Source organism: Eisenbergiella sp. OF01-20 (assembly GCF_003478085.1).
Lineage (GTDB): Bacteria > Bacillota > Clostridia > Lachnospirales > Lachnospiraceae > Eisenbergiella.
Genome location: NZ_QUES01000001.1, coordinates 719,695 through 743,973, shown reverse-complemented (window position 1 = coordinate 743,973; position 24,279 = coordinate 719,695). Strand labels below are relative to the sequence as shown.

Genomic DNA, 24,279 nt, shown 5'->3' with positions numbered 1-24,279 from the left:
GTTTAGGAGGAAACAAATGAAGACGGATATTGAAATTGCACAGGAAGCGGTTATGGAGCCTATTGTACGGGTGGCGGAAAAGCTGGGGATAAAGGAAGAGGATCTGGAGCTTTACGGAAAGTATAAAGCCAAGATTTCCGATGAGTATATCAGCAGCATCCGTGAAAACCCGGACGGGAAGCTGGTACTGGTAACAGCAATTAATCCCACTCCTGCAGGGGAAGGAAAGACAACTACCAGTGTCGGTCTGGGAGAGGCGTTCGGCAGACTGGGAAAAAAAGCGGTTATTGCGCTTCGTGAGCCGTCTTTGGGGCCATGCTTCGGAATCAAAGGCGGGGCGGCGGGAGGCGGTTATGCCCAGGTGGTGCCGATGGAAGATTTGAACCTTCATTTTACCGGGGATTTCCATGCGATCACTTCGGCGAACAATTTATGCGCCGCGCTTCTTGATAATCATATTCAACAAGGGAACGAGCTGGGGATTGACACCAGACAGGTGGTCTGGAAAAGATGTCTGGATATGAACGACAGGGTCCTGCGGAATGTTGTTGTCGGTATGGGCAGCAAAATGGACGGAACCGTGAGAGAAGATCATTTTGTAATTACTGTGGCTACGGAAATCATGGCAGTTTTATGCCTGGCTGAGGATATGGAGGACTTAAAGGAGCGGCTTTCCCGTATGGTGGTTGCCTATACCTTTGACGGCAGGCCGGTTACGGCAGGAGATATCCGTGCGGTGGGTTCCATGGCGGCCCTGCTGAAGGATGCCCTGAAACCGAACCTTATCCAGACGCTGGAGCATACCCCTGCCATCGTACACGGAGGCCCGTTTGCCAATATTGCGCACGGGTGCAATTCGGTAAGAGCCACCAAAGCGGCTTTGAAGATGGCGGATTATGTAATCACGGAGGCCGGCTTCGGAGCGGATCTGGGAGCCGAGAAATTTTTTGATATCAAATGCCGGATGTCCGGCCTGAAACCGGACGCGGTGGTTCTTGTCGCTACGGTCCGGGCGCTGAAATATAACGGCGGCGTACCGAAGGCGGATCTGGGTACGGAAAACCTGGAGGCGCTGGAACGGGGTATTGTCAATCTGGAAAAGCATATTGAGAATCTCCAGAAATATGATGTGCCCGTCGTAGTGACTTTAAATTCTTTTATCTCCGATACGGAAAAAGAAATTGCTTATGTTAAGAGGTTCTGCGAGGACCGCAGCTGTGAGTTCGCCATTTCCCAGGTTTGGGAAAAAGGCGGGGAGGGCGGAATCGCTTTGGCGGAAAAGGTTCTGGAAACCCTGGAAAAGAAAGAGAGCCATTTCCATGTATTGTATGAGGATGAGCGGAGCCTGAAGGACAAGATAAACACGGTATCCCGGGAAATATACGGGGCCGGCGGCGTGGTTTATACCCCGGCGGCGGAAAAGCAGCTTAAGAAGCTGACGGAGCTGGGCTTCGGCAGTCTGCCTGTGTGTATGGCAAAAACCCAGTATTCCCTATCCGATAATCCGGATTTGCTGGGCAGACCGGAAGGTTTTGAGATAAGCGTGAGAGAAGCTTATGTATCCGCCGGAGCCGGTTTTGTCGTTGTGCTTACCGGTGCGGTGATGACAATGCCCGGCCTTCCCAAAACGCCTGCGGCATTTACCATTGATGTGAATGAGGAAGGGCGCATTACCGGGCTTTTCTGAGATAAGACCGGAAAGAGATTAACAGGCAGGAGGCGTTTGTTTATGGCAAAAATTATAGATGGTAAGGCTGTTTCCAAAGCAATAAAGGATGAAGTAAAGCAGCAGGTGGAGGAATTGCAGGCAAAAGGAATCACTGTTACCTTGGCAGTGATACAGGTTGGAAATAACCAGGCATCCACCGTATATGTGAATAACAAAAAGAAAGCCTGTGAATATACAGGCATCCGTTCCCTCGCATATGAGCTGCCGGAAGAGACCACACAGGAGGAGCTTCTTTCCCTGGTGGGGGAATTAAACGGCAGAGAGGATGTAAACGGTATTCTCGTACAGCTTCCCCTTCCCGCCCATATGGATGAGGATGCGGTAATCCGTACCATTTCACCCCTGAAGGATGTGGATGGTTTTCATCCCCAGAGCGTGGGGGCGCTGTGTATCGGGCAGCCCGGTTTTGTATCCTGCACGCCGGCCGGTATCATTGAGCTTCTGAAGCGTTCGGATATTGAGATTGCCGGAAAGGAGTGCGTGGTTATCGGCCGCAGCAATATCGTAGGAAAGCCTATGGCAATCCTGCTCTTGCGTGAAAACGGAACCGTCACAATAGCGCATTCCCGGACACAGGATTTAAAAGCGGTGGCAAAGAGGGCTGATATTCTCATTGTCGCTGTGGGAAAGGCGAAAATGATAACCGGGGAGTACGTGAAACCCGGAGCGGCAGTAATTGATGTGGGTATGGACAGAGATGAAAATAATAAACTTTGCGGGGATGTGGATTTTGATGATGTATCCCGGGTTGCGGGAGCCATCACCCCGGTACCCGGCGGCGTCGGCCCGATGACAATTGCCATGCTGATGCACAATTGTCTGGAGTCTGTAAAGCTGCAGGGAAAGTAACAGGAAGGGTATTATATGAAATGTCCCAAATGTGGAAATGAACTTAAGGAAGGAATGCTGTTTTGTGAACATTGCGGGGAAGAGATCCGTATTGTACAGGATTTCGAACCGGAAATGGATATGGACATGGAAGCTTTTTCCACTGAAAATTTTTCCGGGGAAACATTCTCTGCGGAGGATTATGCGGCGGGAACAGCGGATTCCGGGGAAGAACGCATTTCCACGGAGGATTCCGGGGCAGAGCCTTTCCTGAAAAAGAAAGGCCGGAGTATGAAGATGCGTTTTCTGTCATTATCCATACACCGGAAAATCGTTACGATAATCATCCTGCTGCTGCTGGTATTCGGAACAGCAGGGGCCGCTGTGGCGGGTATCAGGCATTTCAGTGCGGATTATCAGTATAACAAATCACTGGAATACATAAATAAAAAGGAATATGTAAAGGCATGTACTTACGCCAGACGGGCTGTGGAGCTTGATCCATATAATGTGGACTATCTTGTAAGGCTGGCCGGCTGTTCCTACGCGGCAGGGGATGAAGAAGGCACCATCAGCCTGTGCTATACCATTATCGAAATGGATAATTCCAATGAAGCGGCCTATAAAAGGCTGATATCCATATATGAGAAACAAAAAGATTATGATTACATTAATGAACTGCTTCTTTCCTGCGGAAATGAACAGATTGTCAGCCAGTATCCGGCCTATGTTGCCAAACCGCCGGAATTTTCCCTGAAGGGCGGTGTTTATAACGAAACGCTATCCCTGAAAATGCTTGCCAATACCAAAGGAACGATTTACTATACCATGGACGGAAGTGAACCGGATGAAAAGAGTCTGGTATATTCCTCACCCGTTTTTCTGGAATCCGGTAAATATGATATCCGCGCGGTATTCATAAATGCCTATGGCGTGGAGAGCGAAGAGGCGCAGGAGCATTTTTATGTGGATGTTACAGTACCGGAGGCACCGGTGGTTACGCCGGAGGAGGGGGAATATACCCGGCCTGCCCTTATAACGGTGGAAACCCAGGAGGATTATACCGTTTACTATACCACGGACGGAACGCTGCCGACGGCGGACAGCATACAGTATACAGGCCCGTTTTCCATGCCTGTGGGAGTAAATACGTTCCGCTTTATCTGTTACAGCGAAGCAGGTGCGGCAGGTGAGGAAACCAGGGTAAAGTATTCGCTGAACCTGCATGCGTCGCTCAGCATTGAGGCGGCCCGGAACAAGCTGCTGTTTGAACTCGTGAATGCGGGGATTATCCAGAATATGGGCGGGAGCGTTAAGACAGGGACGGGACACAATGTATACGGCTATAAATATGCGGTAACCGTGGATGATGTGGATTATTACCTTTACCGGGAATATTATGAAGATGATGCGGGTAACCGTGCCGGCACCGGCACGGACTATGTGGTAAGCATCATGGATGGACAATGCTATAAAGCAGTACAGGCTGTTAAAGAAACTTCGGCATCAGGTGTCCAGGCCTCCCGTGCAGATGCTTCGAAAGCGCTGCCGGATTCAGAAGGCAGTGAGGGACAGGGAACGGATCCCGGCCCCTGGGGCACACTGAAGCTGCAAGATATAAATTCCGGAACCAACAATCCGGAGGAGTAACTATTTTAAAGGCATAAATGAAAAACATATGCAGATGGAGGGAAAAAATGTATCAGATTTTACAGGCAAAAGAACTGACCACGAACATTTTTCTGATGGTAGTGGAAGCGAAGAGGGTTGCAAAATCCTGTGAACCGGGACAGTTTGTTATCGTAAGGAAGGATGCGGAAAGCGAACGGATACCGCTTACGATTTGTGATTATGACAGAGCGGCCGGAACGATTACCATTGTGTTCCAAATCGTTGGAGCAGGCACCCTTGAAATGTCTTCCCTGAAGGCAGGAGATGCGTTCCACGATGTGGTGGGTCCTTTGGGACGTCCTTCCGAACTGGTGGAAGAGGATATGGAAACCCTGTCCGGGAAGAAAATCCTCTTTGTGGCAGGCGGCGTCGGCACGGCTCCCGTATATCCTCAGGTAAAATGGCTTCATGAGCATGGTATAGCAGCAGATGTTATTGTTGGGGCAAAAACAAAGGATCTGCTTATTCTGGAAGAGGAAATGAAGGCTGTGGCGGGGAATCTATATGTGACCACGGATGACGGGTCTTACGGCAGAAGCGGAATGGTAACCCAGACAATCCAGGATCTGGTGCAAAAAGAAGGCAAGACCTATGATGTCTGCATTGCTATCGGACCGATGATCATGATGAAATTTACCTGTAAAATGACGGAATCCCTGAATATCCCCACTGTTGTCAGCCTGAATCCCATTATGGTGGACGGAACCGGTATGTGCGGCGCCTGCCGTGTGACCGTAGGCGGCGAAGTGAAATTTGCCTGTGTGGACGGTCCTGAATTTGACGGCCATAAAGTGAACTTCGACGAAGCAATGAAACGTCAGCAGATCTATAAGACAGAAGAGGGCAGGGCTTTCCTGAAGGCCAAAGAAGGGGCAACGCACCATGGCGGCTGCGGTAACTGCGCAGGCTGACACAGGAAGGGCAAGGGAAAGACGATTGTAACTCAAGCTACGGAACAGTTACCGATGATTGACAATAGGGAGGATAATTATGGACGTATTAAATAAAGTGCCTGTGAGGGAACAGGATGCAAAGGTACGGGCAACCAACTTTGAAGAGGTGTGTCTGGGATATAATAAAGAAGAGGCCATGGAAGAAGCCGTCAGATGTATTAACTGCAAGAATGCCCAGTGTATCAAGGGCTGCCCGGTTTCCATCAACATTCCCGGATTTATTGAAAAAGTAAAAGAAGGGGACATTGAAGCGGCTTATCAGGTGATCAGCGAAGCCTCTGCGCTTCCTGCGGTATGCGGCCGTGTATGTCCTCAGGAAAGCCAGTGTGAAGGAAAATGTATCAGAGGTATTAAAGGGGAGCCTGTCTCCATCGGCAAGCTGGAGCGTTTTGTGGCGGACTGGGCTGCTCAAAACAATCGTAAGCCGGAAGGGGCCAAGGAGAAAAAAGGGAAAAAGGTTGCCGTTATCGGCTCCGGCCCTGCAGGGCTTACCTGCGCAGGCGATCTCGCAAAGATGGGATATGAGGTTACCATTTTTGAAGCGCTTCACGAGCCGGGCGGCGTTCTCGTATATGGTATCCCTGAATTCCGTCTGCCCAAAGAAAATGTGGTGCAGAAGGAAATCGAGAATGTAAAATCCCTGGGTGTTACTATCGAAACCAATGTAATTGTTGGCAAATCCGTTACGATTGATGAACTTCTTACCGAAGAAGGCTTTTCCGCAGTATTTATTGGATCCGGCGCAGGACTGCCGAAGTTCATGGGTATTCCCGGAGAAAATGCCAACGGCGTATTTTCTGCCAACGAATATCTGACAAGAAGCAATCTGATGAAGGCCTTCCGCGAGGATTCCGAAACACCTATCATGCACGGCAGAAAGGTTGCTGTTGTAGGCGGCGGCAACGTGGCTATGGACGCTGCCAGGACAGCACTCCGCCTGGGTGCTGAGGTACATATCGTATACAGAAGAAGCGAAGAAGAACTTCCTGCCCGTGTGGAGGAAGTACACCATGCCAAAGAGGAAGGAATTATTTTTGACCTTCTTACCAACCCTGTGGAGATCCTGGAAGATGACAACAATTGGGTATGCGGAATGAAGTGCGTGAAGATGGAGCTTGGCGAGCCTGATGCTTCCGGAAGAAGACGTCCTGTGGAAATCCCGGATTCCGAATATGTCATTGAGTGTGATACCGTTATCATGTCACTGGGAACCTCCCCTAATCCACTTATTTCCTCCACCACCAAGGGGCTGGAGACCAATAAGTGGAAATGTATCGTAGCCGATGAAGAATTCGGCAAAACCTCCAAAGAAGGTGTTTATGCCGGCGGTGACGCCGTAACCGGAGCCGCCACAGTGATCCTGGCAATGGGGGCAGGCAAAGCCGGTGCGAAAGGAATCGACGAATATTTATCCAAATAAGGAGCTGATTATGGTTAACCATATTGTAATGTGGAATTTCAAGGCGGAACTGACCGACGAGCAGAAGGCGGAAGCGGGCAGGATAATCAAAGAAAGCCTGGAGGCTGTTAAGGAAAAAGCAGAGGGAGTAATTAGCCTGGAAGTTTCCGTTAATGGACTGGCTTCCAGTAACAAAGACATCGCCCTGATTTCCTGTTTTGAAACAGTGGAGGCGCTGAATGCCTACCAGGTTCATCCGGATCATATAAAAGCTGGTGCCTATGTAAAGGAAATGACCTGTGACAGAGCCTGCTTTGATTATGAAAGCCGGCAGTAACCGGAAAGGTATGGAACCGTTACACCGGTAAAAGGAAAGAGACAAGGAGGTAACGTTATGCCCTGGTGTCCCAAGTGCAAGAATGAATATGTGGAAGGCGTGAGGATCTGTGCGGACTGCGGCTGTGAACTGACAGACTCTTTGGAAGAGCTGGAAAAAGAGGGCCTGATTTTCGGAAGCGGGGAGGAGATGGAGGAATTGCTTGCCTTCTTATCCTGTAATGGATTAAAAAGCGGGGAATTACGCTTTGACGAAACGGAGGATCTATATGAATTGTTCATAGCTCCGGGGGAGAAAGTCAGGGCTTCCCGTTATCTTCAGGTATTCCAAAAGGAGAAGAACCTGAAAGCACAGAAGGAATCGTCCGCGCAGGAGGAGCCTTACCCGTCTGAAGAGGAGGACGGAACCGGGGCGGAAGTCTTTTCGGATAGGGAGGAAGAAGAACAGGAAAAAGAGAGCACGTCAGGCCCTGTTTATGAAGCGGCTTCCCAGAAGGCGGAAAATTTCCGTTCGGGGGCGTATACCCTTCTTGTGGCAGGAATCGCGGGGATGATACTTCTAATATGCATTTATGCGGAAATCCTGCCTATTCGTTTTACCGGTACCATGCGTTATCTTACCGGCGGGGTAATGGGAGCGCTTTTCCTGTTATTTATCGTTATGGGGATCCTTTCCCTGAAATCATCAAGGAAGTTCGAAGGGAAGGCAAAGGAAGAATCCGCTCTGAAGGAAGAACTCCGAAGATGGTGTGATGAAAATATTACGGCTCAGGGAGTGGATTCTGCCATCCCCGATCTTCCGGAAGCGGAAGAAGCCCGTTATTTTAAACGGACGGAACAAATCCGAGGCATGATAGCCAATAATTTCCTGAATCTGGAGGCCGGTTATCTGGAGAATTTTGTTGACGAAATCTATCCGGATATCTTCGGTGAAGATAAGGATGTATAAAGGAAAAGGATCATGTACAGCCTCTGAATACGATTCAGAGGCTGTATAAATGTATTTGGAAATGAAATTATATGAAAATATCAATAATATGTGTGGGTAAGATCAAGGAAAAATTCTACAGGGAAGCGATTGCGGAATATGCAAAAAGGCTGTCCAGGTACTGCAGGCTGGAAATACGGGAAGTGGAAGATGAAAAAACACCGGACCGGCCAAGCGATGTCTGTAAGGAACAAATTCTCCGCAAAGAAGGAGAACGTATCGAACGCCATCTGAAAGCGGACAGTTATTTGATAGCATTGGCCATTGAAGGGAAAAAGATGGATTCGGAACAATTTGCTTCCCGCATCGGGGAATTGGGAGTGAGGGGGATCAGCCATATCCAGTTCCTGATAGGCGGCTCTCTTGGGCTTCATCCTTCTCTGCTGCAGAAGGCGGATGAAAAGCTCAGCTTTTCCGATATGACTTTCCCTCACCAACTGATGCGGGTTATCCTGCTGGAACAGATTTACAGAGGCTGCCGGATTAATTCCGGGGAGCCTTATCATAAATGAGATAAGGAGCACACAAGATGGAGCGCAATTTGATAATGCTTGGCACAGGAAATGCAATGGTGACGAAGTGCTACAACACCTGTTTCGCGGTTCAGAACGGGGAAGAATATCTTCTGGTGGACGCAGGCGGCGGGAACGGCATTCTGGGCAGGCTGGAGGAAGCCGGGATACCGGTGGATAAAATCCGTTATATGTTTGTCACCCATGCCCATACGGATCATGTGCTTGGCGTTGTTTGGGTAATCCGGAAGGTGGCGGCTATGATGCGCGCCGGCAGCTATGAAGGTAATTTTAAGATATACTGTCATGAAGAGCTGGCAGATACGATTATGCAGCTTTGCAGGCTTACCCTGGTCAGGAAGTTCACCTGTTTTCTGGGAGACCGGATCCTGATTAAGAAAGTAAAAGACGGCGGGGAAAAGAAAGCGGCAGGAATGGTGCTTACCTTTTTCGATATCCATTCCACAAAGACTAAACAATTTGGCTTCCGTGCCTGCTTTGAGGATGGGATGGTACTTTCCTGCCTGGGGGATGAACCCTACAAAGAGATAACCAGGCCTTATGTGGAGGGCAGCGACTGGCTGTTGAGTGAAGCCTTCTGTCTGGACAGAGATAAGGAGATATTCCATCCTTATGAAAAGCATCACAGCACGGCCCTGGATGCGGGAAGGCTGGCGGAGGAGCTTCATGTGTCCAATCTGGTGCTGTACCATACGGAGGATACCTGCCTGGAAAAAAGGAAGGAAAGTTACAGCCGGGAAGCCGCCCTTTCTTTCCGCGGTACGGTTTACGTGCCGCTTGACCTGGAAAGAATCCGGTTATGAAGAGGAGAAAACACTCATATAATGCAATATGAGTAGAAAATCCAGTGTTTCCAAAAAGAAAAAAATAATGGAAAAAAGCCCGAAAGAACAGCTTGTGGATTCCCTGAAGCTGCCGAAGGATATGCTTTTGGGCGCCTCCATCCTGACCATGACCGGAAACCATGAGCTGTGGGTGGAAAATTACAAAGGGATTATTGAATATACGAGGGAATCCATAATCCTGCAGGCCAAGACCGGACAGATCTCCATCTGCGGATGCGGGCTTGCCATTGATTATTATACCAACGAGGACATGAAGATAATCGGGAATATACAGTGTATCCGGTATCTTTAAAATAAGGAGGAAAATCCTCTGCTCGCAGAGACTCGCATTTTGCTCCGCAAAACTAGGAGGATAATAATCATGAGGGAATTTTTCCGGTATCTGCAGGGATATTTGAAGATAAAAGTATGGGGATATTCTCCTGAGCGGTTTATGAACCTGTGCAGCAATCACCATATCCTTTTATGGGATATTGCCAGACAGGAGGATTGCTATACCATGTATATCAGCCTGTCCGATTTCTACAAGCTGCGGCCGATTGTGAGAAAAACCGGAACAAGGGCAGCCGTTCTGGAACGATACGGTCTGCCCTTTTTCATACGGAAAATGAGAAGGCGTAAGATTTTTGCGCTGGGACTTCCCTGCTGCCTGGCTTTTCTCATCGCCATGTCCCAGTTTGTATGGGCTATTGATTTTGAAGGGAATGTGTCCATTACAGACGATGTCCTTATGGATTTCCTTGCGGAAAAAGGCGTGGATTACGGGGTGGCAAAAAACAAAATCGACATAGAGGCGCTGGAAGCCAGCCTGCGTGAAAATTTTGATATTGTCACATGGACCTCCGCCAGAATAGAGGGCACCCACTTTATTGTTAAAATAAAAGAAAATGATTTGGTACAGGAAGAAACGGCGGAGGAAAAGGAGAGCTGGCCGGGAAGCAATCTCATCGCTACCCAGGACGGCGTCGTGGTTTCCATATTGACACGGCAGGGAGTGCCTATGGTTACGGAGGGAACACCTGTTACGAAGGGGGATGTGCTGGTTTCCGGCGCAGTCCCTGTCATGGCGGACGACGGGACAGTGAAGGAATATCAGTTCTGTCATGCGGACGCGGACGTTTCCCTGGTATATGAGATCCCTGTGCATGAAGAGCAGCCTCTCATGTATGAATACAAAAATTATACCAACCGGGAGAAGAAGGATGTTTTCTTCTCATTAGGCCATAAAAGATATGTCCTGAAGCTGGGCGACTGCAAATTCCTGAATTATGATACCATTCTGGATACCCGGCAGCTTTGTATTCTGAATCAGATATACCTTCCGTTTTATTATGGCTATGTGGTACATAGGGAATATCTTCCGGTGGAAGCCGTATACCAGGAAAATAAGGCAGAATCCATGCTGAATGAGAAGCTTTCAAAAAATATAGTAAGTTTAGAAGAAAAAGGGGTACAAATAATAGAAAAAGATGTTAAAATAGAAACAGCGGGCAATATGTTGGTTCTGGATGGATATATGACTGTGCAGGGAAATGACGGAAAAGCACAGCGGATAGAAGCCGAACAGCCTGCTGCTGAGAATGAGACAGAAGCCGGGAGCAGCCAGTAAACAATATGGATCAATTTGAAAAGATAATAGAAATGGATGCCGCGCATATCCTGAATGTGTTCGGTGAATATGATAAATACGTGAAGAAGCTGGAGAAATATCTGTCCGTAACCATCGTTAACAGGGACGGCGGTGTCCGGATAACCGGTATGCGAAGGCATGTGGAACAGACGGAAGCCATACTGAAACAGCTTCTGGAACTATCGAAAAGGGGAAACCAGATTCAGGAACAGAATGTGGATTATGCAATTGAGATGAGTATGGAAAGCAATAATGAAGCACTTTTGGAAATAGACGGGGATCTGATTTGCCATACGGTAAGCGGAAAACCCATTAAACCCAAAACTCTGGGACAGAAGCAGTATGTGGATGCCATCCGGAACCATATGATTGTATTCGGTATGGGGCCTGCCGGGACCGGCAAGACCTATCTTGCCATGGCAATGGCTATCACTGCTTTCAAAAATAATGAGGTGGAAAGGATTATCCTCACCAGGCCGGCTATTGAAGCGGGAGAAAAGCTGGGTTTCCTTCCGGGCGATCTGCAGAGTAAGGTGGATCCCTATCTGCGCCCGTTGTATGATGCCCTGTACCAGATAATGGGGGCGGAAAGCTTTGTGAAAAACATGGAAAAGGGGCTGATAGAAGTGGCCCCTCTTGCCTATATGCGGGGACGTACCCTGGATAATGCCTATATCATACTTGATGAGGCGCAGAATACTACCCCGGCACAGATGAAGATGTTTCTGACGAGGATTGGCTTCGGCTCCAAAGTAATCATTACCGGAGATGCCTCCCAGAAGGATTTGATGCCCGGCGTGAATTCAGGTCTGGATGTGGCGGCAAAGGTTCTGCAGAGAATCGATGATATCGCCTTCTGTACCCTGACGAGCAGGGATGTGGTAAGGCATCCGCTGGTACAGAAAATCGTAAAAGCCTATGAAGCTTATGAGAACAAAGAACTTTCCAGGGAACGGACAAGACCGCAGCAGCGGGATAACCGGGACAACGCCTATGGCAAAAAGGGGAAAGGACGATTCGGAAGATGACCATATTTGTAGAAAACGAAACAGACTATACCTTTTCCTTTGATCCCATGGAAACAGCCTCCCTGGTCGCCGGAGAGGTTCTGGATGAGGAAAATTGCCCCTATGAAACCGAAATAAATATCCTGATAACGGATAATGAGGGGATTCGGTTATACAACCGGGAATACCGGAGCATAGACAGGGAAACGGACGTCTTGTCTTTCCCCAATGTCCCTTTTACGGAACCTTCCGATTTCTCACCCGCGGAGGAGGCACAGGCGGACTGCTTTCAGCCGGACAGCGGGGAATTGATTCTGGGAGACATCATCCTGTCCTGTGACCGGATTTTAGAGCAGGCCGGGAGTTACGGCCATAGTATCCGCAGGGAATATGCGTTTTTGATTGCCCACAGCATGCTCCACCTCTGCGGCTATGATCATATGGAGCCGGAGGAAGCGGCCATAATGGAAGCAAAACAGAACCTGGTCCTGGACAGGCTGGGAATTACCAGAGATATCAGTGACTGACATACAGACTTGAAGATGGGATTACAATACGAATGAGAGTGGCTATGGATAACCATAAGAAAAAAAGAAAAAGGAGAAAACAGGAAGGTATCGGGGGGAATGGCGCGATCTTTGCATTGTGCGGAGCCCTTGCGGGCCTGCTTTCCATGGTGAAAAGAATTCCCCTTACTAATATTATAGGGGATAACGGAAATGCTTATTTCAGTATGGCTTTTGATACTTATACATTTTTCTTTTTATTCTGCGGCTATGCCGCACCGGCTGTGGCAGCAAAAATGACTTCAGCCAGATGTGTGAAAGGGCAGTTCCGGAATACCCGCCGGGTATGGAATGCGTCTATAGGCCTGACCCTTGGAAGCGGCTTGCTGTGTACCCTGCTTATGCTGTTCCTGTCCGATTTCCTGGCAGGCAGCCTTTACGGGGAGCCGCTGAGCGCTATCGCTATGAAGCTCCTTTCCGTCAACCTTCTGCTCGCATCTGTCCTGGGTATGTACCGCGGCTTTTTCCAGGGGATGGGCACCATGGTCCCCACCTCTTTATCACGGTTTCTGGAAGAAGTGCTGTGTCTTGCGGTAATGCTGCTTGCGGCAGGTTCTATGGGAGATTATGGCGGGAAGGTAGGGGCGCTGCTGCAAAACAGCAATTATGAACAGGCTTTCGGCGCTGCGGGGGGGATACTCGGCCTCGTGGCAGGGAGCGCCGTCCCCCTTCTTTTCCTGCTGGTGGTTTTTGCCATGTTCCAGAGCAGCTTCCGGAAAAAAGAGCGGAAGGATATGGGGAAAGGTACGGAAAGCTACCGCCGTATTGTGCGGATCCTGATGCTTTCCACACTGCCGGTGATACTGATAGCCCTTGTGACACAGGGAAGCGTAATCGTGGATCAGATCATGTTCCTGAAGCTGAGTCCGTCGGGGCGGGATACGATTGTACAATGGGGCGTCTACTCCGGAAAGTACAGAATACTGGCTAATATGCCGGCAGTCGTGGTGACGGCTGTATGTGCCTCCCTTGTGCCGGCCATTTCCGTGTCCAACGCCAGTATGAATATCGGAAGGCTGAAGGAAAAATCACAGATGCTGATCCGCCTGTCCGTCCTTCTGGCCCTGCCAGCCGCTGTTTTCTTTACCGTGATGGCGGATACCTTAATCCCCGCGCTGTTTAAAGTGGGGGAAATGGATCTGGCAGCAAAGCTTTTACGGATAGGAAGCATTACCATAGTGCTTCAGGCGTTATCGATGGCGCTGTCCGGTGTGCTTCAGGGACTGGAACGGGAAAGGAACGTATTGATTAATTCCGCAGTTTCCTTTTTTGTCCATGTGATTGCGGTGTACGTGCTCATCGGCCAGTTCAAGATGGATATTACCGGTGTTTTGATCGCGGTCATTATACTGTATGCACTTCTGTTTGTACTCAACCTCGTTTCCATTCAGAGGAGGCTGTCACTGCGCATTGACTGGGGGCGGATGATAGGGATTCCCGTCATTGCATCCGGCGTGGCAGGTGTGGTGATTTTCCTGATTAACAGGCTGCTGGCTGAAAAACTTGCCAGCAGCGCTATGGCATGGATTTGCTTCCTTGCGGGAACACTGATCTATGTCATTCTGATATTGGCTCTTCACGGAATCTCGGAAAGGGAATTAAAGGAAATTCCCGGCGGGGAGATTGTCATCGTTCTTGGAAGAGCGCTCCGGCTGATGTAAGCCGGAGGGGCAGATACCCTGCAGCAGACCGCAGGATACCCGGCTGGAAAAGAAAATTCGGAGGACAGTCGCTTAATAGCGGCTGTTTTTTGTATAAATAATCAAAAATATGCGGATACTTCATACAAAAGGGACAGTTCCTAAGAGCAGGAGGTTCTTATGCGTTTGTGGAAAAAAATCAGCATATTTGTTATTTATCCTATTCTGATGCTTGCTGTAGGCTTTCTGGCATCTGTTAAATTACATGATTTCTTTTATCCCAGCCAGAATTCCAGACAAGAGCAGCCCATTACACAGGATGTTGCTTCCGGGGATGATGACGGTTCCGGCGGGACTTCCGTTTCCGGGGCTGCGACGGACATCCAGGAAAGTATGCAGGCTCTGGGGACAGGCGGAGCCGTGATCACCTGTGATACACGCTTTGTTATAAAAAGCCTGGATTTGACCGATTCCAGCAGAGAAGAAGAGGAAAGCCCGGTACCGGAGCAGTATATCGGCATGGACAGAGAGGAATTCCTGTCGGCGATGACCAGCTATGCGTCCTCGCCGTCACTGAATGATTTGAACAAGGGTTTCCTTTCTTTGGATGTACAGAAATTTTCCGCACAGGAGGTAGTCATTCAGAAAAATTATGAGAGCAAAAAGAAATGTACGGAGTTTTATCTTGCGGTGGAAAATAACTATGTAGTGGTTTATGAGGTGGATAAAAGAACAAAATATATGTCCACAGGAATACCCATACAAAGCCTTTCCGATAAATTGGCAAGGGAAATCCTCCAGTTTAAATATGTGGGAAGTGAAGCCGAACTGTATAATTTCCTTGAGTCTTATTCCAGTTAGTATTATAATGAAAATACTTTGGTAACATTTGAGGACAGGAATCGGCATCCATGCAGAAAAAAGAAATTGGTATTATAGGAGGCGGCGCCTCCGGGCTGATGGCAGCAATAGCGGCGGCGGACAGTGTGAAAGGCCGGCCGGGCGGGATCGTACTTCTGGAAAAAAAGGATAGAGTGGGGAAAAAACTTCTTGCGACAGGGAATGGGAAATGTAATTTAACCAACCTGTCTTTTTCCGTGGAAAATCCCGGCTGCTATTACCGGAGCAGGAACCCGGAGCTGCTTTCTGCTTTCTTTGCCCGGTTCGGCGTAGAGGATACGCTCCGGCAGTTCGAAAGGCTTGGTATGCTTGTAACGGATAAAAATGGGTATGTCTATCCGCTTTCCGGACAGGCGGCCACCGTACTTGACACCCTGCGTTTTGCTCTGGAGGAAAGGAATATCCGGACAATTACCGAATGCAGGGTGGAACATGCCGAATACCGCAGGGAAGGCCGTAATACCGGTTTTTATATACAGGCACGGGGAGAGAGCTATATATTCAGGCGTCTTATACTGGCCTGCGGCAGCACGGCAGGTGAAAAAACGGAGGATATGGGGGGTTATGAACTGGCAAGAAGTTTTGGGCATTCCCTGATCCGGCCCCTTCCGGCGCTGGTACAGCTGCGCTGTGCAGGCAGCTTCTGGAAGGGTCTTGCCGGTGTCCGCTGTGATGCCGGTATCCGTCTGATCGTGGAAGGAAAAAAAGGGAGCCATGCTACCGGAAAAGAATACAGCGAGCAGGGAGAACTCCAGCTGACGGATTACGGCATATCCGGAATCCCTGTATTCCAGCTGAGCCGTTTCGCATCGGCAGCCCTGGCTGAAGGATGCAGGGTGAAGGCTTTCCTTGACTTTCTGCCCGGTTTCTGCGGAAAGGAAGAGATATGGAATTCCCTTATTGAGAAAAAAATAAGAGCCTGCCATGGCAGAAGCATGGAGGTCCTTTTTAATGGCCTGGTTAACAAAAAAATTATTCAGACCGTGTGGAAACTGAATGGACTTCATGGGGAGGATCTGGTATCCTCCGGAACTCTTGTCTCCGTGAAAAAAGTGTTTGCCATGCTCCGGCGTTTCGAAGTGACCGTGACGGCATCCAATCCGTTTGCCAACGCCCAGGTTTGCGCCGGAGGAGTTCCGCTGACGGAGGTGGACTCACAGCTGCGATCCCGCTGCTGTCAGGACTTATACCTTGCAGGAGAGCTGCTGGATGTGGACGGGCGGTGCGGAGGCTATAATCTGCAGTGGGCCTGGACCAGCGGCTATCTGGCAGGCCGGGCGGCAGGGCTTTCCCTGTAGCCGGACACCCTGCCGCAAGCAACAGGCACCGAGAGGAATAAGGAAAATGATCAGAATACAACAGATGAAATTAAAACCGGGGCATGCGGCGGAAGCATTGGAAGAGAAGGCGGCCAAAGTGCTGCGGCTTACGCCGGAACAGATAGCTTCCTGCCATGTGGTAAAACAGTCCATAGATGCCAGGAAAAAACCTGAAATATGGTTTTCCTATGTGGTGGATGTGACATTGAAAAGCGGAAGCGAAGAAAAGGTAATCCGCAGGTGCCGCGATACCAGCGTATCCCGGGTTACACCTGCCCCTTATCGGTTTCCTGAACCGGGAATGGAAAAAGGGATCCACCGGCCGCTTATCATAGGTATGGGACCTGCCGGCTTGTTCTGCGGATATATGCTCGCAAAGGCCGGATACCGTCCTATCCTCCTGGAACGGGGAAAGGACGTCCAGTCGAGAAGAAAGGATGTGGAAACCTTCTGGGCCGGCGGGCCGTGTCTGCCGGATTCCAATGTCCAGTTCGGAGAAGGCGGCGCCGGGACTTTTTCTGACGGCAAGCTGAATACCCTGATTAAGGATAAAGAGGGAAGGGGCGGTGAGGTCCTGCGCATACTCGTGGAGCACGGGGCGCCTTCCTGCATCCTTTATGAAAACAAACCCCATATCGGAACGGATATTCTTTCGGAAGTGGTAAAGAACATGCGGGAGCAGATCCTGGCCTGGGGCGGTGAGGTCCATTTTAATGCCCGTGTGGAACAGCTGCTGGTTGACAGCCGCAGAGTGACCGGGGTAACATGCACCGGGGGCCGGGAATTCCTTTCCGAAACCGTGGTGCTTGCTGTCGGGCACAGCGCCAGAGATACGTTTGAAATGCTGGAACAAAAGAACATCCCCATGGAGGCAAAAGCCTTTGCCGTGGGCCTGCGTGTGGAACATCCCCAGTCACTGATCAATTACTCCCAATATGCGAGTGAATGGCCGGAATTCCTTCCTCCCGCTTCTTATAAGCTGACAGCCCGTACCGGGGAGGACAGAGGAGTATATTCTTTCTGCATGTGCCCGGGCGGATACGTGGTCAATGCCAGCAGCGAGGAAGGAAGACTGGCTGTTAACGGCATGAGCTACAGCAGGCGGGACGGAAGGAACGCCAACAGCGCCATTATTGTTGCGGTTACGCCGGAAGATTTTGAAACTTATTCCGGGGATTACCGGGGACCGCTGGCGGGTATCGCTTTTCAACGCGGACTGGAAGAAAAGGCCTGGGGGCTTGGCGAAGGACGGATCCCGGTACAGCGGTACGGGGAATTTGCCGGAAAACCGGAAGGAAGCAAAATACAGAGGGTTCCTTCCGATTTCCTGCCCTGTATAAAAGGGCAGTATACCTTTGCCGATCTGCGGTCCCTGTTTCCGGAAACTATAAGGAAAGCCTTTATCGAAGGGATGGAAGCTTTTGACAGAATGATTCCCGGTTTTGCCGATGATGCCGTATGTCTCTCCGGCGTGGAGAGCCGGACATCATCGCCTGTACGCATTCACCGGCAGGAGGATTTCCAGTCGCAGGTTACAGGACTGTATCCCTGCGGAGAAGGCGCCGGTTATGCGGGAGGGATCACTTCCGCCGCCATAGACGGTATGAAAGTTGCGGAAGCTATTGCGAAACGCTTTAAAATTTAATAAGATAAAAGCATACGGAGGAAAAGCAAGTGGTTCAGTATCGTGAAAAACTAAAGGATAAAAAAAGGATTGTTGTAAAAATAGGTTCTTCCTCTCTCCAGCACCCGGAAACCGGAGAACTGGACTATATCAAGCTGGAGGTGCTTGTCAGAGAATTATGTAATCTGAGAAACCAGGGAAAAGAAGTGGTCCTTGTCACTTCAGGTGCCATTGCCCAGGGGAAAAAAGCGATGAACCTGAAAGAAGAGGATATCAACGATCATAACCGGATAGCCATGAAGCAGGCCTGTGCCGCCATCGGCCAGTCCCGGCTGATGATGACTTACCAGCGTATTTTTTCCGAGTACAACCAGGTGACGGCCCAGATCCTTATGACCAAAAATACGATTGTGGATAACCTGAACCGTTACAATGCCCACAATACCTTCTCCCAGCTGCTGCAGATGGGAGTGATCCCTGTTGTCAATGAAAATGATACCGTAGCAACCTATGAGCTGGAAATGGATAACGATACACTTTCTGCGATTGTTGCTGCGCTGATTGGAGCCGATCTGCTTATCCTGCTTTCCGATATTGACGGTCTGTATACCGATGATCCCCGGAAGAATCCCGGGGCAAAGTTTGTGGAGATCGTGGAGGAGCTTACCGATGCTTATATGGATATGGGAAAAGGAAGTACCGGCAGCAGCGTAGGTACCGGAGGTATGAATACCAAACTGACGGCGGCCAAGATAGCCACCAAAGCAGGGGCGGATATGTTGATTGCCAACAGCAGGGATATCCGGATTATACATAGGCTGATGGACGGCAGAAATTACGGAACCCTTTTTGTGGCCCACAGGGATGAAGATTTTGACCTCCCCGGCTTTGTAAGCAGACTGAACAAGTAAAAACGAGAGGGAATCGCTATGGCAGAACCTTTAAATATGGATGAAAAGATAAAAAGAATCAATGAACTGTATCATAAATCCCAGGCTGAAGGCCTCAGCAGGGCGGAAAAGGAAGAACAGGCCGGACTTCGTAAGGAATATATTAACAGCATAAAGGCCAACCTGCGTTCCCAGCTGAAGTCTATCTCCATCGAAAATGAAGACGGATCCGTCACGAATCTGGGGGAAAAACATGCAGACTAAACAGGAATGCCGTAAAGAGGCGCTCCGCAGACGGGCCGCCCTTTCTTTTGCGGAAAGGGATGCGGCGGACCGGCGTATTGCAGAACAGCTTTTTTCCGATGATGCTTACCGGCAGGCAGGCCGTATCCTGGTTTATGCCTCCTATCTGGATGAGGTATCCACCTATAGGGTGATGGAAAGAGCCTGGAAGGACGGAAAACAGGTTTTTTGTCCCAAGATAGGAAACCAGCCTGACGGGACATGCAAGACAATGGTATTTTACCGGGTGCTTCACAGAGAAGAGCTGAAGGAAGGATTCCACGGCATTCCGGAGCCTCTCATAACGGAGGGCAGAAAATACGAGGAAAGAGAAGCGGCCGGTGAAGCTTCGGCAGAGTGCAGAGATCTGATCCTTGTGCCAGGGACCGCTTTCGATCGGGAGAGACGCAGGCTGGGGTACGGAGGCGGTTATTATGATCGTTTTCTTAAACGCACTGGTACCGGAATAAAAATTGCCGTCTGTTATTGCTGCCAGTTATTGCCGGAAGTGCCGGAGGAAGAAAGCGATGTGCGTCCGGACCGCATTTTAACGGAAGCCGGCTGGATAGAAGGATGCTAAGGAACTGCTGCGAATTCATTTGCGACAGTTCCTTAGGTAAAGGAGAGGGAGAGGTATGAATCTGACAGATATGGGAAAAGCGGCGGTTGCTGCGAAATATGAAGTACAGAAAATGGATACGGCAGAAAAGAACGCCTCCCTGAGGGCAGTTGCAGAGGGTCTGATCCGTGATAGGCAGCCCATACTGGATGCCAACGGGCAGGATGTGGAACGGGCGGTCCATGCAGGCATGCATCCGGGAATGGTGGATCGGCTGAAGCTGACGGAAGAAAGGGTGGAGGCAATGGCGGAAGGATTGCTTCAGATTTGCGGACTGCCCGATCCTCTGGGAGAAGTGTTGGGGCATGTGACCCGCCCCAATGGTCTGGAAATTGAAAAACGCCGCGTCCCGCTGGGGGTTATCGGCATCATCTATGAGTCCCGCCCCAATGTTACGGCAGATGCCTTCGGCCTTTGCTTTAAGGCTGGAAATGCCTGTATTTTAAAAGGAGGGAGCGATGCCATTTCTTCCAATACGGCCATAACGGAAAGCATACGCAAATCCCTTTCCCTCAGCGGCGCCTGTGTGGATGCCATTCAGTTGATTACGGATACGGACAGGGAAACCACTTCCCGCTTTATGAAGCTGAACAATTATGTGGATGTGCTGATTCCCAGAGGTGGCGCCGGCCTTATCCGTGCCGTTGTGGAAAACAGTACGGTACCGGTCATAGAAACCGGTACCGGGAACTGCCATATTTATGTGGATGAATATGCGGATCCGGAAAAAGCGATCCCCATTATCATAAATGCCAAAACCCAGCGTATCGGGGTATGTAATGCCTGTGAATCCCTGATAATCCATGAAAAAATGAGAGAGAAAATCCTCCCTGCCCTTGCAGAGGCTCTGCAGCAGAAAAAGGTGGAAATACGCGGGGATGAAAGGACGTTACTCTGCGTTCCCGGAGCGGTTCCCGCAGCACCGGAGGATTATGGGAAGGAATACCTGGACTATATCCTTTCCGTGAAAACAGCAGATACCCTGGATGAGGCAATCGCCCATATCAATCATTATAATACCGGGCATTCCGACTCCATCATTACGGAGAACGGCGAAAATGCAGAACGGTTTTTGAATGAAGTGGACTCCGCCTGTGTCTATGTGAATGCATCCACCCGCTTTACCGATGGCTTTGAATTCGGCTTCGGTGCGGAAATCGGGATCAGTACCCAGAAGCTTCATGCAAGAGGCCCGATGGGTCTGAAGGAGCTGACCACCTATAAATATGCGATCCGCGGGAACGGCCAAATCCGTCCCTGACGGCTGCGGAAACAGAAAAAGGAAAAGGAGAGTAACGGTTTAATACCTGAACCGTTACACAGGAGATGAAAATGAGTGCAGTTGTAGATAAATTCTTAAGATATGTGAAAATAGATACCCAGTCGGATGAAGACAGCACCACCTTTCCCAGTACGGAAAAGCAAAAGGATCTGGCGCGTCTGCTGACGCGTGAACTGAAGGAGATGGGTGCTGCCGATGTAAGGATGGATGAAACCTATGGCTATGTGTATGCCACCCTTCCTTCCAACCGGAAGGAGGACGGCAAAAAGGTGCCTGTTCTGGGATTTATCGCCCATATGGATACCTCGCCTGCCGTAAGCGGTAAAAATGTGAAACCGCGTATTGTGGAAAATTACGAAGGCGGGGATATTGTCCTGAATGAAGAGCAGCAGATTGTACTGCCGGCAGAAGAAAATCCCGAGCTTTCGGATTATGTGGGGAAAAGCCTGATCGTAACGGACGGAACCACACTTCTGGGTGCGGATGACAAAGCCGGTGTGGCGGAAATTATGACAATGGCACAGACCCTGCTGGCCCATCCGGAAATAGAGCATGGCACGATTCGTATTGCCTTTACCCCGGATGAGGAAGTGGGCTGCGGTGTGGATCACTTTGACGTGGAAGGCTTTCAGGCGGATTTCGCTTATACCGTGGACGGAGGTGCCCTGGGAGAACTGGAATATGAGAATTTCAATGCTGCAGGAGCCAGGCTTCATGTCCATGGCTATAGTGTGCATCCGGGAAGCGCCAAAAATAAGATGCGCAACGCCATCCTGCTGGCCCAGGAATTCCAGTCCCTTCTTCCTGTTTTTGAGAACCCTGCTTCTACGGAAATGTATGAGGGCTTTTATCACCCGGACAGAATAACAGGGAGCGTGGAAAGCGCTCAGGTGGATTATATTATCCGCGATCATTCCAGGGAACTGTTCGAAAAGAAGAAAACCTATTTCAGGGAAGCCGCAGAGTTCCTGAATAAGAAATACGGAAAAGAAGTATTTACCCTGGAAATGCAGGACAGCTATTATAATATGAAAGAAAAGATCTACCCTGAAAATGCCCATTTAATCGATACCGCGGTGAAAGCGATGGAAAAAGCCGGGGTAACCCCTCTTATTTCCCCTATCCGCGGCGGGACGGACGGTGCCAGGCTCTCCTTCATGGGACTTCCCTGTCCGAATCTGTGTACCGGCGGTATGAACTATCATGGCAGATATGAATATGTTTGTATAGAATCTATGGAAAAATGTGTGGAAATCGTGCTGAATATTATCGCTCTGTATACAGAGAACGGTATTGGCTGAAGTTCAGACAGATCTGCGCATTTACTGCACAGACGGAAGAAAACGTAGTGGAATCGGAAAATCAAGTAAGGAACAAAGGATGAATAACAAAGATTTGGACTATATACTGGAAAGCATTGATCTTTCCTCCCAGCCGCCTCTTGAGGAGCCGGCCAGACAATATTATTTTCTGAAAATATGCCGTATTTATGTGGCGGAAGAGGAAAAAAGGCTTGGCAGGAAGCTTACCGCCTGCGTAACCACTTTCGGCTGCCAGATGAATGCCAGGGATTCGGAAAAGCTTTCCGGTATTCTGGAGCAGGCCGGTTACCTGCTTACAGACAAGGAAGAAGCGGATTTTGATATTTATAATACCTGTACGGTACGCGATAACGCAGACCAGAGAGTATACGGCAGGCTCGGGCATTTAAACAGCCTGAAAAAGAAAAATCCCCATATGAAGATCGCTCTGTGCGGCTGCATGATGCAGGAACCGGGTACGATAGAGAAAATCAAGAAAAGCTACCGGTTTGTGGACTTGATTTTCGGAACGCATAACATTTACAAATTTGCTGAGCTTCTTGCTTCGGTATGGGAGCAGCAGGGAATGATTGTGGATATCTGGCAGAAAACGGATAGAATTGTAGAGGATCTGCCGGTTGAAAGAAAATATTCCTTTAAATCCGGCATCAATATTATGTTTGGGTGCAACAATTTCTGCAGCTATTGTATTGTACCTTATGTACGGGGACGTGAGAGAAGCCGGAGCCCTAAAGATATTATAAAGGAAATCGAAAATCTGGTGGCGGACGGTGTGGTGGAAATCATGCTGCTTGGACAGAATGTTAATTCCTATGGTAAAAATCTGGAGGAACCCATGAGTTTTGCCCGCCTTCTTGAGGAAGTGGAAAAAATAGACGGCCTGAAACGGATTCGTTTTATGACTTCCCATCCTAAGGATTTATCCGATGAACTGATCCGGGTGATGGCGGCATCCACCAAGATCTGCAGGCACCTTCATCTGCCGCTGCAGTCAGGCTCCACAAGAATCCTTCAGGCGATGAACCGCAGGTATACCAAAGAACAGTACCTGGAGCTGGTGGATAAAATCCGCCGGGCCATGCCGGATATCGCGCTGACAACGGATATCATCGTTGGTTTTCCCGGTGAAACCCCGGAGGATGTGGAAGAAACGATAGATGTTATTAAAAAAGTGCGTTTTGACAATGCTTTTACCTTTATTTATTCCAAGAGGACCGGGACACCGGCCGCAGCCATGGAAAACCAGGTTTCGGAGGAAGTGATAAAAGCTGGATTTGACAAGGTATTAAAGACGGTACAGGAAACGGCGAGGGAACGGGTCAGACAGCTCTCCGGACTGACCCTGGAGGCTCTTGTGGAAGAACAGAATGAACAGGATTCCAGTCTGGTCACGGGCAGGCTCTCCAATAATACACTGGTTCATTTTCCCGGGGACGTTTCCCTGATCGGTAATCTTGTACCGGTTTATCTGAAGGAATACAAAGGCTTTTATTTCCTGGGCGAAAGAGCAGGAGGTGAGGGCGAATGTCAAAAGGCCTGAAAATCTGCCTCTGGGTGTTCCTAGTCATGGATATCATGACCTTTCTGTTTTATGGAAGAACCTTTCTGCTGGCTAATGCATCCGCCGCCGCGGCCGGCATGCTCCTGGAACTTATGCAGATTGCGGGCATCAGTATTCTGTTATTTAACAGGCGTAAGTTTGGCTTTTACATCATCTGCCTGTCGGAAATCGTTATGTTCGCAGTAAATGTAACATTGTTCGGCAGTGATATTATCATTTCCCTCATTAATTCTGCGGTAATTCCTCTGGCGGTTTATGCCTTTATGAAACCCTTCTGGAATACATGGCGTTAGAGATAAAGAAAACGGCCCGCGGGAATAAAAACGGCCGGGAGCGAATGCTCCCGGCCACATTG

At 49.4% G+C, this 24,279-nt stretch carries 24 protein-coding genes; all 24 read left to right on the top strand.

The genetic code is table 11. The annotated features are described in order from the left end of the window. The first annotated feature begins 16 nt into the window (after positions 1–16). The 24 genes from DXA36_RS03625 to DXA36_RS03510 all read left to right on the top strand — a co-directional run bounded on the left by DXA36_RS03625 (position 17) and on the right by DXA36_RS03510 (position 24,217). On the top strand, positions 17–1,687 hold the full coding sequence (locus tag DXA36_RS03625; RefSeq protein ID WP_118676305.1) for a formate--tetrahydrofolate ligase: 1,671 nt from the start codon (positions 17–19) through the stop codon (positions 1,685–1,687). Between the two features lie 42 nt (positions 1,688–1,729). Then, positions 1,730–2,578 (top strand): bifunctional methylenetetrahydrofolate dehydrogenase/methenyltetrahydrofolate cyclohydrolase FolD, encoded by an 849-nt coding sequence (folD, locus tag DXA36_RS03620; protein WP_118676303.1) that lies wholly within the window; start codon positions 1,730–1,732, stop codon positions 2,576–2,578. Positions 2,579–2,593: 15 nt separating this feature from the next. Further along, positions 2,594–4,207 carry a chitobiase/beta-hexosaminidase C-terminal domain-containing protein gene (locus tag DXA36_RS03615; RefSeq protein WP_118676301.1) on the top strand — a complete coding sequence of 538 codons (1,614 nt, stop codon included), beginning with the start codon at positions 2,594–2,596 and terminating at the stop codon, positions 4,205–4,207. Positions 4,208–4,254: 47 nt separating this feature from the next. After that, a complete protein-coding gene (locus DXA36_RS03610) occupies positions 4,255–5,139 on the top strand; it encodes a sulfide/dihydroorotate dehydrogenase-like FAD/NAD-binding protein (RefSeq protein WP_118676460.1) in 885 nt (294 codons plus the stop codon). 76 nt (positions 5,140–5,215) lie between these two features. Beyond that, complete coding sequence (gene gltA, locus DXA36_RS03605; protein WP_118676458.1) at positions 5,216–6,601, top strand: NADPH-dependent glutamate synthase; 1,386 nt, start codon at positions 5,216–5,218, stop codon at positions 6,599–6,601. Positions 6,602–6,611: 10 nt separating this feature from the next. Further along, the gene (locus tag DXA36_RS03600; protein WP_118676299.1) at positions 6,612–6,917 is read left to right on the top strand and encodes a Dabb family protein; all 306 of its coding nucleotides are present in this window, start codon (positions 6,612–6,614) and stop codon (positions 6,915–6,917) included. 57 nt (positions 6,918–6,974) lie between these two features. Then, positions 6,975–7,865, top strand: a complete 891-nt coding sequence (locus DXA36_RS03595; protein ID WP_118676297.1) for a hypothetical protein — start codon at positions 6,975–6,977, stop codon at positions 7,863–7,865. A gap of 71 nt (positions 7,866–7,936) precedes the next feature. Further along, a complete protein-coding gene (gene rlmH / locus DXA36_RS03590) occupies positions 7,937–8,416 on the top strand; it encodes a 23S rRNA (pseudouridine(1915)-N(3))-methyltransferase RlmH (protein WP_118676295.1) in 480 nt (159 codons plus the stop codon). A gap of 17 nt (positions 8,417–8,433) precedes the next feature. Continuing rightward, positions 8,434–9,240, top strand: a complete 807-nt coding sequence (locus DXA36_RS03585) for an MBL fold metallo-hydrolase (RefSeq protein ID WP_118676293.1) — start codon at positions 8,434–8,436, stop codon at positions 9,238–9,240. A 67-nt stretch (positions 9,241–9,307) separates the two neighbouring features. Continuing rightward, positions 9,308–9,574: a YabP/YqfC family sporulation protein gene (locus DXA36_RS03580; protein WP_118676456.1), complete on the top strand. Its 267-nt coding sequence runs from the start codon at positions 9,308–9,310 to the stop codon at positions 9,572–9,574. Positions 9,575–9,643: 69 nt separating this feature from the next. Continuing rightward, the gene (locus tag DXA36_RS03575; protein ID WP_118676291.1) at positions 9,644–10,891 is read left to right on the top strand and encodes a sporulation protein YqfD; all 1,248 of its coding nucleotides are present in this window, start codon (positions 9,644–9,646) and stop codon (positions 10,889–10,891) included. Between the two features lie 5 nt (positions 10,892–10,896). Then, a complete protein-coding gene (locus tag DXA36_RS03570) occupies positions 10,897–11,940 on the top strand; it encodes a PhoH family protein (RefSeq protein ID WP_118676289.1) in 1,044 nt (347 codons plus the stop codon). Then, on the top strand, positions 11,937–12,446 hold the full coding sequence (ybeY, locus tag DXA36_RS03565) for an rRNA maturation RNase YbeY (RefSeq protein WP_118676287.1): 510 nt from the start codon (positions 11,937–11,939) through the stop codon (positions 12,444–12,446). Before DXA36_RS03570 ends, ybeY begins: the two co-directional genes overlap by 4 nt. A 44-nt stretch (positions 12,447–12,490) precedes the next feature. Beyond that, a complete protein-coding gene (locus DXA36_RS03560; protein WP_182478905.1) occupies positions 12,491–14,146 on the top strand; it encodes an oligosaccharide flippase family protein in 1,656 nt (551 codons plus the stop codon). A gap of 159 nt (positions 14,147–14,305) precedes the next feature. Beyond that, positions 14,306–14,986, top strand: coding sequence for a hypothetical protein (locus DXA36_RS03555; protein ID WP_118676283.1), 681 nt, complete (start codon positions 14,306–14,308; stop codon positions 14,984–14,986). 50 nt (positions 14,987–15,036) lie between these two features. Further along, positions 15,037–16,323 (top strand): aminoacetone oxidase family FAD-binding enzyme, encoded by a 1,287-nt coding sequence (locus DXA36_RS03550; protein WP_118676281.1) that lies wholly within the window; start codon positions 15,037–15,039, stop codon positions 16,321–16,323. Between the two features lie 46 nt (positions 16,324–16,369). After that, complete coding sequence (locus tag DXA36_RS03545) at positions 16,370–17,989, top strand: NAD(P)/FAD-dependent oxidoreductase (RefSeq protein WP_118676279.1); 1,620 nt, start codon at positions 16,370–16,372, stop codon at positions 17,987–17,989. 29 nt (positions 17,990–18,018) lie between these two features. After that, on the top strand, positions 18,019–18,879 hold the full coding sequence (proB, locus tag DXA36_RS03540; RefSeq protein ID WP_118676277.1) for a glutamate 5-kinase: 861 nt from the start codon (positions 18,019–18,021) through the stop codon (positions 18,877–18,879). Between the two features lie 18 nt (positions 18,880–18,897). Beyond that, positions 18,898–19,122 (top strand): DUF896 domain-containing protein, encoded by a 225-nt coding sequence (locus DXA36_RS03535; protein ID WP_330424971.1) that lies wholly within the window; start codon positions 18,898–18,900, stop codon positions 19,120–19,122. Next, positions 19,112–19,720 (top strand): 5-formyltetrahydrofolate cyclo-ligase, encoded by a 609-nt coding sequence (locus DXA36_RS03530; protein WP_182478904.1) that lies wholly within the window; start codon positions 19,112–19,114, stop codon positions 19,718–19,720. The genes DXA36_RS03535 and DXA36_RS03530 overlap by 11 nt, the downstream gene beginning before the upstream one ends. A 55-nt stretch (positions 19,721–19,775) precedes the next feature. Beyond that, positions 19,776–21,020, top strand: a complete 1,245-nt coding sequence (locus tag DXA36_RS03525) for a glutamate-5-semialdehyde dehydrogenase (RefSeq protein ID WP_118676273.1) — start codon at positions 19,776–19,778, stop codon at positions 21,018–21,020. Positions 21,021–21,091: 71 nt separating this feature from the next. Further along, positions 21,092–22,342, top strand: a complete 1,251-nt coding sequence (pepT, locus tag DXA36_RS03520; RefSeq protein WP_118676271.1) for a peptidase T — start codon at positions 21,092–21,094, stop codon at positions 22,340–22,342. A 79-nt stretch (positions 22,343–22,421) separates the two neighbouring features. Then, a complete protein-coding gene (miaB, locus tag DXA36_RS03515; protein WP_118676269.1) occupies positions 22,422–23,903 on the top strand; it encodes a tRNA (N6-isopentenyl adenosine(37)-C2)-methylthiotransferase MiaB in 1,482 nt (493 codons plus the stop codon). Beyond that, positions 23,888–24,217 (top strand): hypothetical protein, encoded by a 330-nt coding sequence (locus DXA36_RS03510; protein WP_118676267.1) that lies wholly within the window; start codon positions 23,888–23,890, stop codon positions 24,215–24,217. Before miaB ends, DXA36_RS03510 begins: the two co-directional genes overlap by 16 nt. The last annotated feature ends 62 nt before the right edge of the window (positions 24,218–24,279 follow it).

What these genes read in the sequence shown, in the direction of transcription:
- DXA36_RS03625 (WP_118676305.1), top strand. Translation starts at nt 17, where the DNA reads ATGAAGACGGATATTGAAATTGCACAGGAAGCGGTTATGGAGCCTATT.
- folD (WP_118676303.1), top strand. Translation starts at nt 1,730, where the DNA reads ATGGCAAAAATTATAGATGGTAAGGCTGTTTCCAAAGCAATAAAGGAT.
- DXA36_RS03615 (WP_118676301.1), top strand. Translation starts at nt 2,594, where the DNA reads ATGAAATGTCCCAAATGTGGAAATGAACTTAAGGAAGGAATGCTGTTT.
- DXA36_RS03610 (WP_118676460.1), top strand. Translation starts at nt 4,255, where the DNA reads ATGTATCAGATTTTACAGGCAAAAGAACTGACCACGAACATTTTTCTG.
- DXA36_RS03600 (WP_118676299.1), top strand. Translation starts at nt 6,612, where the DNA reads ATGGTTAACCATATTGTAATGTGGAATTTCAAGGCGGAACTGACCGAC.
- DXA36_RS03595 (WP_118676297.1), top strand. Translation starts at nt 6,975, where the DNA reads ATGCCCTGGTGTCCCAAGTGCAAGAATGAATATGTGGAAGGCGTGAGG.
- rlmH (WP_118676295.1), top strand. Translation starts at nt 7,937, where the DNA reads ATGAAAATATCAATAATATGTGTGGGTAAGATCAAGGAAAAATTCTAC.
- DXA36_RS03585 (WP_118676293.1), top strand. Translation starts at nt 8,434, where the DNA reads ATGGAGCGCAATTTGATAATGCTTGGCACAGGAAATGCAATGGTGACG.
- DXA36_RS03580 (WP_118676456.1), top strand. Translation starts at nt 9,308, where the DNA reads ATGGAAAAAAGCCCGAAAGAACAGCTTGTGGATTCCCTGAAGCTGCCG.
- DXA36_RS03575 (WP_118676291.1), top strand. Translation starts at nt 9,644, where the DNA reads ATGAGGGAATTTTTCCGGTATCTGCAGGGATATTTGAAGATAAAAGTA.
- DXA36_RS03570 (WP_118676289.1), top strand. Translation starts at nt 10,897, where the DNA reads ATGGATCAATTTGAAAAGATAATAGAAATGGATGCCGCGCATATCCTG.
- ybeY (WP_118676287.1), top strand. Translation starts at nt 11,937, where the DNA reads ATGACCATATTTGTAGAAAACGAAACAGACTATACCTTTTCCTTTGAT.
- DXA36_RS03560 (WP_182478905.1), top strand. Translation starts at nt 12,491, where the DNA reads ATGGATAACCATAAGAAAAAAAGAAAAAGGAGAAAACAGGAAGGTATC.
- DXA36_RS03555 (WP_118676283.1), top strand. Translation starts at nt 14,306, where the DNA reads ATGCGTTTGTGGAAAAAAATCAGCATATTTGTTATTTATCCTATTCTG.
- DXA36_RS03550 (WP_118676281.1), top strand. Translation starts at nt 15,037, where the DNA reads ATGCAGAAAAAAGAAATTGGTATTATAGGAGGCGGCGCCTCCGGGCTG.
- DXA36_RS03545 (WP_118676279.1), top strand. Translation starts at nt 16,370, where the DNA reads ATGATCAGAATACAACAGATGAAATTAAAACCGGGGCATGCGGCGGAA.
- DXA36_RS03535 (WP_330424971.1), top strand. Translation starts at nt 18,898, where the DNA reads ATGGCAGAACCTTTAAATATGGATGAAAAGATAAAAAGAATCAATGAA.
- DXA36_RS03530 (WP_182478904.1), top strand. Translation starts at nt 19,112, where the DNA reads ATGCAGACTAAACAGGAATGCCGTAAAGAGGCGCTCCGCAGACGGGCC.
- DXA36_RS03525 (WP_118676273.1), top strand. Translation starts at nt 19,776, where the DNA reads ATGAATCTGACAGATATGGGAAAAGCGGCGGTTGCTGCGAAATATGAA.
- pepT (WP_118676271.1), top strand. Translation starts at nt 21,092, where the DNA reads ATGAGTGCAGTTGTAGATAAATTCTTAAGATATGTGAAAATAGATACC.
- miaB (WP_118676269.1), top strand. Translation starts at nt 22,422, where the DNA reads ATGAATAACAAAGATTTGGACTATATACTGGAAAGCATTGATCTTTCC.
- DXA36_RS03510 (WP_118676267.1), top strand. Translation starts at nt 23,888, where the DNA reads ATGTCAAAAGGCCTGAAAATCTGCCTCTGGGTGTTCCTAGTCATGGAT.